This window comes from Streptomyces venezuelae, assembly GCF_008642295.1.
In the GTDB taxonomy this organism is placed as follows: domain Bacteria; phylum Actinomycetota; class Actinomycetes; order Streptomycetales; family Streptomycetaceae; genus Streptomyces; species Streptomyces venezuelae_C.
In genome coordinates, this window is the sequence record NZ_CP029190.1 from 5,709,918 (window position 1) to 5,723,423 (window position 13,506).

Annotated in this window: 13 protein-coding genes; 6 read left to right on the forward strand and 7 right to left on the reverse strand. The window is 72.7% G+C overall.

The features are described 5' to 3' along the window. Nucleotides 1–87: 87 nt before the first annotated feature. Nucleotides 88–408 (forward strand): DMT family transporter, encoded by a 321-nt coding sequence (locus tag DEJ50_RS25690; protein WP_150210469.1) that lies wholly within the window; start codon nucleotides 88–90, stop codon nucleotides 406–408. Then, nucleotides 408–968, forward strand: a complete 561-nt coding sequence (locus DEJ50_RS25695) for a TetR/AcrR family transcriptional regulator (protein ID WP_150210470.1) — start codon at nucleotides 408–410, stop codon at nucleotides 966–968. Before DEJ50_RS25690 ends, DEJ50_RS25695 begins: the two co-directional genes overlap by 1 nt. Nucleotides 969–972: 4 nt before the next feature. On the opposite strand, the gene DEJ50_RS25700 is transcribed toward DEJ50_RS25695, so the two are convergent. Further along, entirely contained in the window at nucleotides 973–1,851 is an 879-nt protein-coding gene (locus DEJ50_RS25700; protein ID WP_150210471.1) for a winged helix-turn-helix transcriptional regulator, read from the reverse strand. Between the two features lie 94 nt (nucleotides 1,852–1,945). Between DEJ50_RS25700 and DEJ50_RS25705 the strand changes: the two genes are divergently transcribed. Beyond that, a complete protein-coding gene (locus tag DEJ50_RS25705; RefSeq protein WP_150210472.1) occupies nucleotides 1,946–3,211 on the forward strand; it encodes an MFS transporter in 1,266 nt (421 codons plus the stop codon). Between the two features lie 9 nt (nucleotides 3,212–3,220). Next, the gene (gene dapD / locus DEJ50_RS25710; RefSeq protein WP_150210473.1) at nucleotides 3,221–4,201 is read left to right on the forward strand and encodes a 2,3,4,5-tetrahydropyridine-2,6-dicarboxylate N-succinyltransferase; all 981 of its coding nucleotides are present in this window, start codon (nucleotides 3,221–3,223) and stop codon (nucleotides 4,199–4,201) included. Nucleotides 4,202–4,288: 87 nt separating this feature from the next. Here dapD and DEJ50_RS25715 read toward each other — a convergent pair whose 3' ends face one another. Next, nucleotides 4,289–4,543, reverse strand: a complete 255-nt coding sequence (locus tag DEJ50_RS25715) for a hypothetical protein (RefSeq protein WP_150210474.1) — start codon at nucleotides 4,541–4,543, stop codon at nucleotides 4,289–4,291. 211 nt (nucleotides 4,544–4,754) lie between these two features. Continuing rightward, nucleotides 4,755–6,596: an endonuclease/exonuclease/phosphatase family protein gene (locus tag DEJ50_RS25720; protein ID WP_150210475.1), complete on the reverse strand. Its 1,842-nt coding sequence runs from the start codon at nucleotides 6,594–6,596 to the stop codon at nucleotides 4,755–4,757. Between the two features lie 233 nt (nucleotides 6,597–6,829). Here DEJ50_RS25720 and DEJ50_RS25725 point away from each other — a divergent pair, with 233 nt between their 5' ends. Beyond that, a complete protein-coding gene (locus tag DEJ50_RS25725) occupies nucleotides 6,830–8,380 on the forward strand; it encodes a hypothetical protein (protein WP_150210476.1) in 1,551 nt (516 codons plus the stop codon). A gap of 151 nt (nucleotides 8,381–8,531) precedes the next feature. Beyond that, nucleotides 8,532–9,971, forward strand: coding sequence for an alkaline phosphatase PhoX (locus DEJ50_RS25730; RefSeq protein WP_150210477.1), 1,440 nt, complete (start codon nucleotides 8,532–8,534; stop codon nucleotides 9,969–9,971). A 62-nt stretch (nucleotides 9,972–10,033) separates the two neighbouring features. Here the strand turns inward: DEJ50_RS25730 and DEJ50_RS25735 are convergent, their stop codons facing one another. The 4 genes from DEJ50_RS25735 to DEJ50_RS25750 form a co-directional block, all read right to left on the reverse strand. Further along, a complete protein-coding gene (locus tag DEJ50_RS25735; RefSeq protein ID WP_150210478.1) occupies nucleotides 10,034–10,219 on the reverse strand; it encodes a hypothetical protein in 186 nt (61 codons plus the stop codon). A gap of 114 nt (nucleotides 10,220–10,333) precedes the next feature. Beyond that, complete coding sequence (locus tag DEJ50_RS25740) at nucleotides 10,334–11,554, reverse strand: TerD family protein (protein WP_150210479.1); 1,221 nt, start codon at nucleotides 11,552–11,554, stop codon at nucleotides 10,334–10,336. 51 nt (nucleotides 11,555–11,605) lie between these two features. Beyond that, a complete protein-coding gene (locus tag DEJ50_RS25745; protein ID WP_150210480.1) occupies nucleotides 11,606–11,833 on the reverse strand; it encodes a hypothetical protein in 228 nt (75 codons plus the stop codon). An 80-nt stretch (nucleotides 11,834–11,913) separates the two neighbouring features. After that, a complete protein-coding gene (locus DEJ50_RS25750; protein ID WP_150210481.1) occupies nucleotides 11,914–13,455 on the reverse strand; it encodes an aldehyde dehydrogenase (NADP(+)) in 1,542 nt (513 codons plus the stop codon). Nucleotides 13,456–13,506 lie beyond the last annotated feature (51 nt).

Here is a 13,506-nt window from a genome sequence, read left to right on the forward strand (position 1 = left end):
TTGTGAGTCCCGTCCCCTGATGTGCGACGACACCGTATCCCAGGCTGATGCGTACAGCTGTACGTATCGTTGTGTACAGTTGTACGCATGCCTTACGTACTGCTTGCCGCGGCCATAGCCGCCGAGGTCGCCGGAACCACCGCCATGAAATACAGCGAGGGGTTCTCCAAGCTCTGGCCCTCGCTCGGCACCGTGCTGGGCTACGTCATCGCCTTCAGCCTGCTCGCGCAGACCCTGAAGTCGATGTCGGTCGGCACCGCCTATGCCATCTGGGCCGGGGTCGGCACCGCCGCGATCGCCGCGATCGGCATGCTCTTCCTGGGCGAGGCCGCCACCGCCGCGAAGATCGCCGGAATCGCGCTGGTGATCGCCGGGGTGGTCCTGCTCAACCTCGGCGGGGCGCACTGATGGCGGGGGTCCGGCGGTACGACCCGGACCGGCGGGAGCGGATCATCGACGCGGCGATCCGGGTGGTCGGCGCCAAGGGCATCGCCGGGCTCAGCCACCGCAGCGTGGCCGCCGAGGCCGACGTACCGCTCGGCTCGACCACCTACCACTTCAAGACCCTCGACGAACTCCTGGTCGCGGCGCTGCGCCGGTCCAACGAGGGCTTCGCGGCGACGGTCGCGGCCCACCCGGCCCTGTCCGCCCCGGCCGGGGACCCGGCAGCGGACCTGGCCGGGGCGCTCGCCCGGCTGCTCGGCGAACTCCTCGCGGCCGACCGGGCCCGCGCGGAACTCGAGTACGAGCTGTACCTCGCGGCGCTGCGCCGCCCGGCGCTCCGCCCGGTGGCGGCGGAGTGGTGCGAGGCGATGGCCGGCGCCCTGGCGGACCACACGGACCCGGTCACGGCCCGCGCCCTGGTGGCGGTGATGGACGGCATCACCCTGCAGGTGCTGCTGACGGACGCGGAATACGACGAGGCGTACACCCGCGAGATCCTGTCCCGGGTACTCGGCACTCCGTAACCGCTCAGGGGGCGCCGCGGACCGCCGCGAGGGCGGCCGTGACGCTCGCCTCGATGTCCCGGACCGGGTACAGGACCTCCCGGACCGTCCGGTCCCGGCTCACCACCAGGGTCGCCCGCTTCAGCCGGCTCACCCCTGCCGCCCGGAACGTCGGCAGCCGCAGGGCCGCCGTCAGTGCCAGGTCCGCGTCCGAGAGCAGCGGGAAGCGGAGGCGTTCGTGTTCGGCGAACTCCCGCTGCTCGTCGGGGCGCTGGGTGGACACCCCGTGCACCGTCGCGCCCGCCGCCGTGAACTCCGCCAGCCGGTCCCGGTAGGTACAGGACTCCAGCGTGCAGCCCCGCGCCCCGGGGATGCCGGCCCAGCCGGGCGGGTAGGACTCGGCCCGGGCGTACGCGCCGGGAAAGCAGTACAGGACCGTGTACGCGGTGTCCGGTGCGACCGGGTCGCGCAGTTCGCCGAAACGGTCCGGCAGCAGCAGCTCCGGCAGCCGGGTGCCGCGCAGCGCATGCACGCGGGCCGCCTCCCGCGAGGCCTCGTCGGTGGTCGCCGTCATCTCTCCCTCTCCCAGGACCCAGGTGTCCCCCCAGTCCTGGAGGGCGACCAGGACCGGCAGCAGCGCCCGGCCGCGCGGGCTCAGCCGGTACGCGTGCCGCACCGGGCGCTCCTGGTACGGCTCCCGCACCAGCACCCCCGCCTCCACGAGCAGCTTCAGCCGCTCGGCGAGCACCTTCCGGGAGACTCCCAGCTCCCGCTGGAACTCCTCGAAGCGCTCCAGGCCGCGCGCTGCGTCGCGCACGATCAGCAGCGTCCACCAGTCGCCCACCACGTCCAGCGCCTGCGCGATGGAGCAGTCGGCGTCGCCGAGGTTCGTGCGCTGGGCCATGGGGACCTCCTTCGTCCGTTGACCCGAGGCTGTCATGCTGGCACAGTGAGTTCCCAAAAGGAACTGACTCGGGGATCAGTAGGGGGAGAGGCGCGTGCGCCAAGGGTTCAAGGACGTGCCGAGGGCGGTGTGGCTGCTTTCGGCCGGGGTGTTCGTCAACGCCGTGGTCAGCCTCACCTTCGTCTTCGTCTTCCTCTACCTGACCGGCCCGCGCGGCCTCGGAGCCGGCACCGCCGGCCTGATCACCGGCATCGGCGGCCTCGGCACGGTGGCCGGGAACTTCACCGGCGGCTGGTTCGGGGACCGCTACGGCCACCGCAGGGTGCTGCTCGCCGCCGCCGCGGTGGCCGGGCTGCTCCTGATGAGCCTTCCGCTGCTCGGCACCACCCTGCTGTTCGTCGTGCTGCCCGCCGCCGAGTACGCCACCGGGGTCATCCGCGCCGCGAATTCCGCCCTGGTCGCGGTGATCGTGCCGGCGGGCGCCCGGCGCCAGTCCTTCGCCGTCATCCGCTGCGTCTCCAACGGCGGCTTCGCGCTCGGCCCGCCGCTCGGCGCACTGGTCGCCACCGGGTTCTCGTACGACTGGCTGTTCGTCGCCGACGGGCTCGGCACCCTCTTTCTCGCCCTGTGGACCGCCCGGGTGGTCCCGGCGCGCGGTGCCGCACGGCCGGCCGCGGTCCCGGCCGGCGGGGGGAGCCGCGGCGGGGTGTGGCGGGAGCTCCGGGCCCGGCCCGCCGTCCTCGTCCTCCTCGCTGCCGTCCTCGTCGTGGACCTGGTCTACCGGCAGCAGTACTTCACCTTCCCGGTCTTCCTCGCCGACCACGGCCTCGACATCGGCGCCTTCGGGCTGATCATCGCGCTGAACGGCGCGATCATCCTGCTGCTCGAACTGCCGGCCGCCATGGCCCTCCGCAACCGCCCGCCACTGCGGATCGTCGGCACCGGGCTGCTCCTGGTCGGCGCCGGGTACGCGGCCCTGCTCGGCGGCGCGGGCGTGGCCACCGCCGTGGTCATGATGCTGCTGCTCAGCCTCGGCGAGATCCTGTACAAGACCACCGCCACCGCGTACGTCGCCGACCAGGCGCCCGAGCATGCGATCGGGCGGTTCCAGAGCCTGTACGCGGGGGTGTCCGTCAGCGGCGTGGTGCTCGGCGCCCCGCTCGGCGGAGCCCTCTACGCCGCCGCGCCGGGCCTGCTCTGGCCGCTGTGCGTGCTGGCGGCGGGCCTGGCCGGCACCGCCGTCCTGTACATGTCCGTACGGGACCGGCGGGGGGCGCGCTGCGCGGCGGGCGAGGCGGCGCGACACGCGGCAGGACCGGCACATGAGACCGGTTCGCAACCTCGGGCCGTCGCCGGTTAGGTTTCGGGCATGACAGCTACGCGTACCACCGGCGCCGTCGCCGCCGGACTTGCCACCATCACCCCCGACGGCACCGTCCTCGACACCTGGTTCCCCGCCCCCGAGCTGGTCGAAGAGGCCGGCCCGGCCGGCACCGAGCGCCTCACCGCCGAGCGGGCGGTCGAGCTCCTCGGCGCCGCCGCGGCCAAGGCCATCCGCTCGGACGCGGTCCGCGGCGTCGAGGTCGTAGCCGTCCGCACGGTCATCTCCTCCCTGGAGGACAAGCCGCTGGACGCGCACGACGCGTACCTGCGCCTGCACCTGCTGAGCCACCGCCTGGTCAAGCCGCACGGCCAGAGCCTGGACGGCGTGTTCGGCCTGCTGGCCAACGTCGCCTGGACCTCGCTGGGCCCGGTCGCCGTCGACCAGGTCGAGGCCGTCCGCCTCAACGCCCGCGCCGAGGGCCTGCACCTCCAGGTCACCTCGATCGACAAGTTCCCGCGGATGACGGACTACGTCGCCCCGAAGGGCGTACGCATCGCCGACGCCGACCGGGTCCGGCTGGGCGCGCACCTCGCCGAGGGCACCACCGTCATGCACGAGGGCTTCGTCAACTTCAACGCGGGCACCCTCGGCACCTCCATGGTCGAGGGCCGGATCTCTGCGGGCGTGGTGGTCGGCGACGGCTCCGACATCGGCGGCGGCGCCTCCACGATGGGCACCCTCTCGGGCGGCGGCAAGCAGATCATCTCGATCGGCGAGCGCACCCTCATCGGCGCCGAGGCGGGCGTCGGCATCGCGCTGGGCGACGAGTGCGTCGTCGAGGCCGGCCTGTACGTGACCGCGGGCACCCGCGTCACCCTCCCGGACGGCCAGATCGTCAAGGCCCTGGAGCTGTCCGGCGCCAACAACATCCTCTTCCGCCGCAACTCGGTGACCGGCGCGGTCGAGGCCCGCCCGTACAAGGCGACCTGGGGCGGCCTGAACGAGGTGCTCCACAGCCACAACTGACGCCGGCCCCCGGCTTCGGCTTCGGCTTCGGTACCGAAACGCCCTCCTGCCTCGGCAGGAGGGCGTTTTTCGCGTGGTCGGCAGGTGTCAACGCTGCGGGAAGGCGCGGATCAGGCCCGCGAAGGCCTCCTTCTCGGCTTCGGTGAGTTCCACCGACTCCATCGGGTGGGCGGAGGAGGTCCGCTGGGCCGGGATCACCGAGGGGCCCTCGAAGGCGGCCGGCTCGGCGGGGTGGGAGCGTCGGTTCCGCCGCAGGTGGCCGAGGCCCACGATCCCGACGAGGACGGCCCCGACCAGGATGGCCAGGCCGATGTCCTGAGCGAGGGAGAGGGAGGGGAACACGCGGTCCTCCGAACAGGAGTGTGGGCGGTGCAAGATCGTGCGTGGGGACACTCAACACCACAAATCGCCCGCTGAGTAGGGCTGTGTCCAGGATCACGCTCCGGACCCGGACCCGGCCCGGGCCGGCCCGGACCCCGCCCGGCCCGGAGCCCGGACAGGCCGAGGGCCCCGGCCGGGACGGCGGCCGGGGCCCTCTCTCCGCCCGTCGTGACTACGGGCGGAAGCGCAGCACCTGCGGGTCGTGGTCGCTGTTCTGGTCCGCGAACTCCGCGTTGATGTGGACGCTGTCGTAGCTGAAGCCCTTGATCGCCGGGCTGGTCAGGATCTGGTCCAGCACCTGCGAGTTGCCCTGGAAGACGTACGAGTAGCGCTCCGACTTCGGCAGCGAGTTGACCGCCGCGTACAGCGCCCCGCCGTCCGTCAGCGCCTTTGTCGTGTCCGAGAACTCGAAGTCGTTGATGTCGCCGAGGACGACCACGTTCGCGTTCTTCTGCGCCGCCAGGATCTGCTTGACGAAGCCGTTCACCGACTGCGCCTGCTGCAGCCGCTTGGCCTCGGAGGACCGTACCGGCGGCTGGTGGTGCGAGGTCAGGCTCTCGTCCCCGCCCTTGGAGCCGAAGTGGTTGGCGATCACGAAGACCGTCTTGCCGCGGAACACGAACTCGCCGGCCAGCGGCTTGCGGCTGTTCTCCCAGGCGGCGTTCGCCGGGTCGATACGACCGGGGGAGTGGGTGAGGGCGGCCTTGCCCTGCTCCTGCACCACGCCGGTCGCGGTCACCGCGTCACCCGGGGCGCGCTCGGTGAAGGAGACCCGCTCGGGGTTGTAGAGGAACACCTGGCGGATGTTGCCGCCGGGCTCGCCGCCGTCCTTGTTGTTCTCCGGGTCGACGGTGGTCCACCGGTAGGCGGGGCCGCCCGCGGCCTTGACGGCCTCGGTGAACTTGGTCAGGGTCTGGTTTGCCGAAACGATTCCGTCGTTCTTGGCGCCGGTGTCGTCCTGGATCTCCTCCAGGGCCAGCACGTCGGGCGAGGCCAGGTTCTCGACCACGGCCTTCGCCAGCGCGTCGAACTTCTCCTGGGGGTCGCTCGGGTCCAGGTTCTCGACGTTGTACGTCGCCACCGCGAGCTCGTTCGCGCTCTGCGCCTTGGTCTTCTCGCGCTGCAGGCCCTTGGACTGCACGGTGCCCATGGTGCGGGCGGCCAGCGTGTAGCCACCGAACTGGTTGAAGTCCAGGGGGCCCTCGGTGGTGCCGGTCAGCCGGTCGCCGACGTTCGCCACCGGGAAGGGCTGCTGGGCCAGCGGGGTGAGCTGCTGGATCATCAGCCGGCCGGTGTTCTGGGACTCGTACGAGCCGTAGAGGGTGCCGCCGCGGCGCGTGTTGTTCTCCCAGCCCTTCACGGTGACCCACAGGTCCGCGTACGGGGAGGTGGCGCCGACCACCCGGGAGGTGCCGATGCGGACGCTGGTGCCCTCGAGGGACTCGTAGTAGTCCAGCGCGTAGCGGGAGGGCTCCAGGGCGAGGCCGTTGATGCTGCCCGCGGCGGCCGGGTCGCCGGCCGGGGCGTACTCGGCGGGCACCGAGTACTCGTTGATGTGCACGGCCTCCGGCAGCGGGTTGCCCGAGGAGACCACGGTCACCGTGGGCTTGGAGATCTGGGTCACCGACTGGTTGCCGGAGTTCAGCCCGCCGGGGACGTACTCGCCCACCAGGCCGGAGACCTTGACGGCGTCGCCGACGGCGACGGTGGGGACCGAGCTGGTGAAGACGAAGACGCCTTCGCTGGTTGCGTCGTTGTCGTCGGCCTGCGGGTCCTGGATCCAGAAGCCGCGCGAACCGTAGGTCCGGACGCCGGTCACGATGCCTTCGACATCGGCGACCTGCTTGCCGACCAGGGGCGATATACGGGTGGTGCCCTGGATGTCGTGGATGCGTACCGGGTCGGCGGACGCGGCGCCTTCGGCCGCGTCGGCGGAACCCGCGAGCAGGCCGGTGGCGAGTGCGGACGCCACGACGGCCGCGACGGCGGCGGAACGGGTATGCGAGGAACGCATGGGCAGGACTCCGGAGGTGTGGATGAGGGAATGCGGAGTGGCGGTGCGATCTGTGAGAGATCTACGCGCGTCAATTTCCTGTCTGAGCAGCCCACTTGTCAAGGTCTCCAGGGAAGACGGCAGACGACTGTCGGATGAACCGACGTCATCGGCTCGTCAGGGGGGTCCGGAATGCGTCTACCCTGGACCGCTGTCGCGCCCACCTGCCGTTTGTTTTGCGAGGAGTGCCCCCCATGTCCGCAGAGTCGCATCCCCTGCTGCCGCCGGTACGGCTGCACTCCGAGGCGGAACTGGCCCGTGACGCCCTCGCGACCCCCCTGCTCTCCGCCGCCGTACGGCTGGCCCGCTGGGCCGGCCCCGGTACCCGGGTCGGCGCCGGCGGTGAACTCCTCGACGAGCAGCTGCCCGAGGCGGCCGGGCTGCTGGGGCTCGGTACGGACCCGGACGGCCCGGCGTACGCGAGCCAGGCCTGGCGGGTCGCCGTCGACGCCGGCCTGGTGGAGGTGACCGAGCCGGAGGACGTCGAACGGGACACCGACGAGGGCGGGTTCGCGAGCGCCGAGCCCGGCGAGGACCTGGCTCTGGTGACCGGCGGCACCCCCGGGGACGTACTGGACCTGTGGCTCGCGGCCCTCGATTCGGTCCTCGCGGACGCCGCGGTACCGGACCTGGAGGACCTGGTCGACGCCCTCGACGCGGGCGGCGAGATCGACTTCGAGCAGCTCGACTGGGACCCGCAGCGCGAGTCGGACTTCCTCGACGGGGTACTCGCCAACCTCTACCTGCTCACGGTCGCCGAGGGCGGGGCGGGCGAGGGGCCCGTGCCGCTGCCCGTGCTTGCGGCCTCCATGGTGGTGCCCGAGGACATGGGAGACCCCACCGAGGAGGTCCTGGAGCAGGTGTCCGACGCGATGATGCGGCTGGACGACCAGTTCCGGCAGCTGGAGCCGATCGGGCTGGTCGAGTTCCAGCCGGTGGACGAGGCGCTGATGGCGGAGGCCGACGACGAGGAGTTCGCCGAGCTCGGCGTTCCGGGCATCGCGGACGACGAGGACGTCTCCCGGTACGGGCTGGTCCGGCTCACTCCGCTCGGGCTGTACGGGATCCGGGCGCGGATGCAGGAGGCCGGGATCGAGGTCCCCGCCGTCGGTGATCTGGCGGACAAGGGTGCCGACGTGCTGCTCGATGCGGTGTCCGGGTTCTCCGAGGACACCGCGCAGGCGGAGATCGAGCTGTGGCTGGCGGCCGGGCGGGACCGGTCGGCCGCCGCCGCCGAGCTGCTGGCCGCGGCCCGGGGCGGGGACGCGGGCGGGCCGCTGCGCCGGCTGCGCTGCCAGCAGGCGCTGTCGCTGGCGGGCGGTCATGTGGGGGGCCATTCCGGTGCCGGTGCCGGTGCCGGTGCCGGTGCCGAGGTCGATGCCGGGGCCGAGGTCGAGCCGGTGGTGCGGGCCGTGCTCGACGATCCGGAGCTGGGCGGTCTGGCCCGGGTCTGGCTCGCCGAGCACGGCGCGGCCGGCATTCCCGCCCCGACCGAGACGATGGTCTTCTGGCTGACCCTGGACACCCTGGCCGCCCAGCTGGCGGCCGGCGGGGAGACGGACGAGCTGTCCGGACTGATGGCCAGCCTGACCGAGCGGCACAGCGGCTTCTTCGACACCGTGTGGCGGGTGGAACACCCGGCCACGGCCGAGGTGCTGGAGGCGATGGGCCGGCTGCACCCGGACCGGAAGGCCGCCAAGGAGGCCCGTAAGTCCGCGTTCAAGGCCCGGTCCAGGCACGCTTAACGCGCCGTTTATCAGCCGGAGTTGGCCATTCCGGCCACCTGCAAGGGGACGCCCGGCGGTCGTGGGGAATTCAGCGGCCGTTCACGTACGGGCGGGAAGGTGTGCGCCGACCGTACGACAGGCGCACCAACTCCCCACCTCTGGAGACCCGATGCCGCTTACCCGCAGAGACTTCGCCGCCCGTTCCGTCCTCGCCGGCGCGGGAGTCGCCCTCACCGGTACGGTCGGTGCCCTCGCCACCGCGCCGGGTGCCCTGGCGGCCGACGAGAGCAGTCTGCGCGACGAGCACGGCCGGCCCTGCGCACCGGGGTACGGCCCGCTGCTCCCCGATCCGGCGGGCCTGCTGGCCCTGCCGGCCGGCTTCTCGTACCGGGTGCTCACGCACAGCGGCGTCACCCGGCTGGAATCCGGCGAGTACACCCCCTCCAACCACGACGGCACCGCCGCCTTCGCCGGCCACCGCGGGGTGACGCTGCTGGTCAACAACCACGAGCTGAAGGGGGCGCGGTCCAACTGGGAGCACCCGGTACCGCTCGCCGAGGGCCTGGTCTACGATCCGGCCGCGGCCGGCGGCTGCACCGTGGTCGAGGTCCGGCGCGGCGGCGAAGTGGCCGAATGGGTGGGCATCGCCGGTACGTCGACCAACTGCGCCGGCGGCGCCACCGCCTGGGGCACCTGGCTGACCTGCGAGGAGAACTCCGACCCGGCGGGCAAGAACGGCATGACCAAGGACCACGGCTACTGCTTCGAGGTCGACCCGCACGACCGCCGCGCCAACCGGGACCCCAAGCCGATCAAGGCCTTCGGGCGGTACGACCACGAGGCCGTGGTGATCGACCCGAAGCGGGGCGACGCCTACCTGACCGAGGACGCCTCCGGCCCCAACGGGCTGCTCTACCGCTGGACTCCGCCGCAGGGCTTCCGGCACGGGCGCGGCCGGCTGCGCACCCTCGCGGACGACGCGGGGGTGCTGTCCGCGGCCAAGTGCTTCGACAGCTCCGGCCGGCTGGTGGACGACCTCTCGCGGGCCACCCGGATCGGTACCGTCTACGGGGTCGACTGGGTCCCGGTGCCGGACCGGGACGCGCGGACCGTGCCGGTGCGCAAGCAGTTCGCGGACGGCGCCGTCACCCGGGCCCGCAAGCTGGAGGGCATGTGGTGGGCCGACGGGGGCGCGTACTTCGTCTCCTCGTACGCCCGGGAGGAGAGCCCGGGCGCCGCGCACGACGGGCAGGTGTGGTTCTACGACCCGAAGCGGCGCACCGTCCGGCTGACCGTGCTCCTCGGGGTGAATGCCGACCCGTCCGTTGACGGCGGTTACGACGGGCCCGACAACATCACCGTCTCCCCGTACGGCGGGCTGATCATCGCCGAGGACGGGGAGGGTCTGCAGCACCTCTTCGGCGCCACGGAGTCGGGGCGGACCTATCCGCTGGCGCGCAACGACCTGAACATCGGGACCGCCGAGGAGCCGGAGTTCTCCGAGTTCACCGGGGTCTGCTTCTCGCCGGACGGGCGGACCCTGTTCGCCAACATCCAGGACCCGGGGATCATGCTGGCGATCACCGGGCCCTGGCGTCGCAAGCACTGAGGCAGCGCCCGTCGTCGCAGGTCAGCGGCCGTCGCCGGCCTGCGGGCCGGCGACGGCGCGGGTCAGCGGGCCTGGCTGCCGGCCACCTCTGCGTGGTCGGCGGCGGCCCATTCGGCGAGCAGGAACTCGTACGCCTCGGAGGGCCACTCCTCGCCCTCCGACCGGGTCTCGACCAGGTGCCGTATCGCCGCGTTCGCCTCGGCGGCGGACGGGCGGGCGGGACCCGGGGGCGCGGACGTCTCGTACATGTCTCCAAGGCTACGGGCGGGCACTGACAGCTACCTCCGGATTAAGGGTGGGGTGGGTCACCCTGGGTGACCCACCCGGGCGCCCCGGGGGTGCCGCCGGGCCCGCCCACCTGCTCAGAGAGCCTGGGCCGCGGGCTTCACCATGCCCCGCACTGTGCGGGACTTCACAAACTCGCCCATGGCCGTCATCTCCCATTCGCCGGAAAACTGCTTGATCAACTTGGCCATCATCACGCCGGTCTGAGGCTCGGCGGTGGTGAGGTCGAAGCGGACCAGCTCCTCGCCGGTGGCCGCATCCATCAGGCGGCAATAGGCCTTGGCCACCTCCGTGAACTTCTGGCCGGAGAAGGAGTTCACCGTGAACACCAGGCCGGTGGCCTCGGCGGGCAGCCGGCCCAGGTCCACCACGATGACCTCGTCGTCCCCGGCGCCCTCGCCGGTCAGGTTGTCACCCGAATGCTTGATCGCGCCGCCCAGGATGGACAGCCGGCCGAAGTAGCAGCTGTCCAGGTGATTGCGCTGCGGGCCGTACGCGATGACCGAGGCGTCGAGGTCGATGTCCCGGCCGCGGTACGCGGGCTCCCAGCCGAGACCCATCTTGACCTGGGAGAGCAGCGGCTTGCCGCCCTTGACCAGGGACACCGTCTGGTTCTTCTGGAGGTTGACCCGGCCCTTGTCCAGGTTGATCTTCCCGGCGCCCAGGGTGGGGGCCGCCGGGGCGGCAGCGGGGGCCGGCGGGGCGACGGGGGGCGCAGGGGCGGTGACCGGGGCCGGGGTGACCGGGGGTGCGGGCGCGGCCACCGGCGCCGCGGGGGCCGCCGGGGCGGCGGGCTCCTCGTCCACCGAGACGCCGAAGTCGGTGGCGATGCCGGCCAGGCCGTTCGCATACCCCTGGCCTACTGCGCGGACCTTCCAGACCCCGCCCCGCTGGTAGACCTCGACCACCACGAGCGCGGTCTCGGTGCCCAGCTGCGGCGGGGTGAAGGTGGAGATCACCGCTCCGCCGTCCGCGTTGCGCACCGTCGCCGTCGGCTCGATGCCCTGGAAGGTCTGTCCGGCGGCATCGGGGCTGGCGGTCACCACGATCCGCTCGATGCCCGGCGGCACGGCGCTTGTGTCCACGGTGATCGAGTCCGGTGCCGCCCCGCCGCCGGACCGGTAGGTGACACCGGGGCCGGACGGCTGGTTGTAGAAGATGAAGTCGGCGTCGGAACGCACTTTGCCGTCCGCGGCGAGCAGCAGCCCCGATACATCGAGCCGTACCGGAGCGGCCACGTCCACCGTCACGCGGACGGCATTGAGCGGCAGGTTCGAACCAGGGGTCATTGCGGTCATGACCGCTCAACGACCGAGGTACCTTTGCCGTTCCCTTACCTTTGGAGCAATTCAGCGGCGGCCGGCATTGCGCGGATGGTTCTTCGCGGTGCGCTCGTTGCCGAACTTGTACGCGCCGGTCCAGCGGGCCATCACCAGCTGTGCGTTCCCGGATTCGACCTCGGCCAGGAACTTCTCGGCCCGGCCGCCGCGCAGCGTCCCGGCGGCCCGGCCCTGATGGGTGATGAGCACGGTTCCGTCGGTGCGCTGTTCGTAGGTGAATCCATGAGGTCTCGGCATGGGCCGAAAGCCTGCCGCGCGCCGGGCGCGGCAGGCAACGGAATTTACCGGCGGGGTCCGGGGCCTGGGGTCCGGGGTCCCTACGGGGTGACCCGGCGCGGCAGGCCGAGCGGGTTGGCGTCCCGCAGTTCCGGCGGCAGCAGCGGGTCGGGCACCGACTGGTACGCCACCGGGCGCAGCCAGCGCTCGATGGCGGTGCCGCCGACCGAGGTGGAGTGGGAGGTCGCGGCCGGGTACGGGCCGCCGTGGTGCTGGGCGGGTGCCACCGCGACCCCGGTGGGCCAGCCGTTCACCACCACCCGTCCGGCCAGCCGGGTGACCCGGTCGATGAGCTCGGCCGCCGGGCCGGGTCCGCCCGCGGTCTCGGCCGCCGACAGCTGGAGGGTGGCGCTCAGGTTGCCGGGGAGCCGGTCCAGGACGGTGGCCGCCTCGTGCTGGTCGGCGTACCGGGCGAGGACGGTCACGGGGCCGAAGCACTCCTCCAGCAGTACGGCGTACGCCGGATCGGTGAGCCGTCCGGCGGGCACCGAGAGGAACCCGGCGGCGACGGTGTGGCCGCCGGACCCGCCGTCGCCCGCGTCGGGGCCCGGGCCGGCCGCGACCGGGGCGGTGACCTCGGGCAGTGCCGCCCGCTCGGCCACGCCGGAGACGAAGCCGTCCCGCATCCGATGGTCGAGCAGTACCCCGGGGCCGGTGTCCGCGAGGCCCTTGGCCAGGGCCTCGGCCAGCCGGTCGCCGTCCGGGCCCGCCGGTACGAGGACCAGGCCGGGCTTGACGCAGAACTGGCCGACGCCGAGGGTGACCGAGCCCGCGAGGCCGGCGCCGATCTCCTCGGCGCGTTCGGCGGCGGCGGACGGGGTCACCACGACCGGGTTGAGGGAGCCGAGCTCGCCGTGGAACGGAATGGGCACCGGCCGGGCCGAGGCGGCGTCGAACAGGGCCCGCCCGCCGCGGATGGAACCGGTGAATCCGGCGGCGGACACCAGCGGATGGCGGATCAGGTCCAGGCCGGCCTCGAAACCGTGGACCACGGCGACCACGGCCTCCGGCAGCCCGACGGCGACGGCCGCCCGGCGCAGCAGCGATCCGCACAGCTCGGAGGTGGCGGGGTGGTCGGGGTGGGCCTTGACCACGACGGGGCAGCCGGCCGCCAGGGCGCTCGCGGTGTCCCCGCCGGGAACCGAGAAGGCCAGCGGGAAGTTGGAGGCGGCGTACACGGCGACCACGCCGAGCGGCACCTTGTAGCGGCGCAGCCCGGGCCGCGGCGGGGCCAGGTCCGGGGCGGGGTGGTCGATCCGGATGTCGAGGTAGGAGCCCTCCTCGACGGCATCGGCGAAGGCGCGCAACTGGTAGGTGGTGCGGGCCAGCTCGCCGGTGAGGCGGGCGGTCCCGAGGGCGGTCTCGGCGTCGGCCGTGCGGACGACCGCCTCCGCGGATCCGTCGAGCAGTTCCGCGGCGGCGCGGAGGAAGGCGATCCGTGCGGTGCGGTCGGCGAGCGCGGTGCGGGAGGCGTGGGCCGCCCGTACGGCTTCGTCCAGGTCCTGGGGTGTGGCCTCGGCCGCAACCTGCTCGCGCTGCTTCCCGGTGCGGGGGTCCACACTCCAGACTGGTGTTGCTGCCATGCCCACTGCCTCCTGGATCGTTCAGTATTCTGAACGCCGTTCCGGTGGATG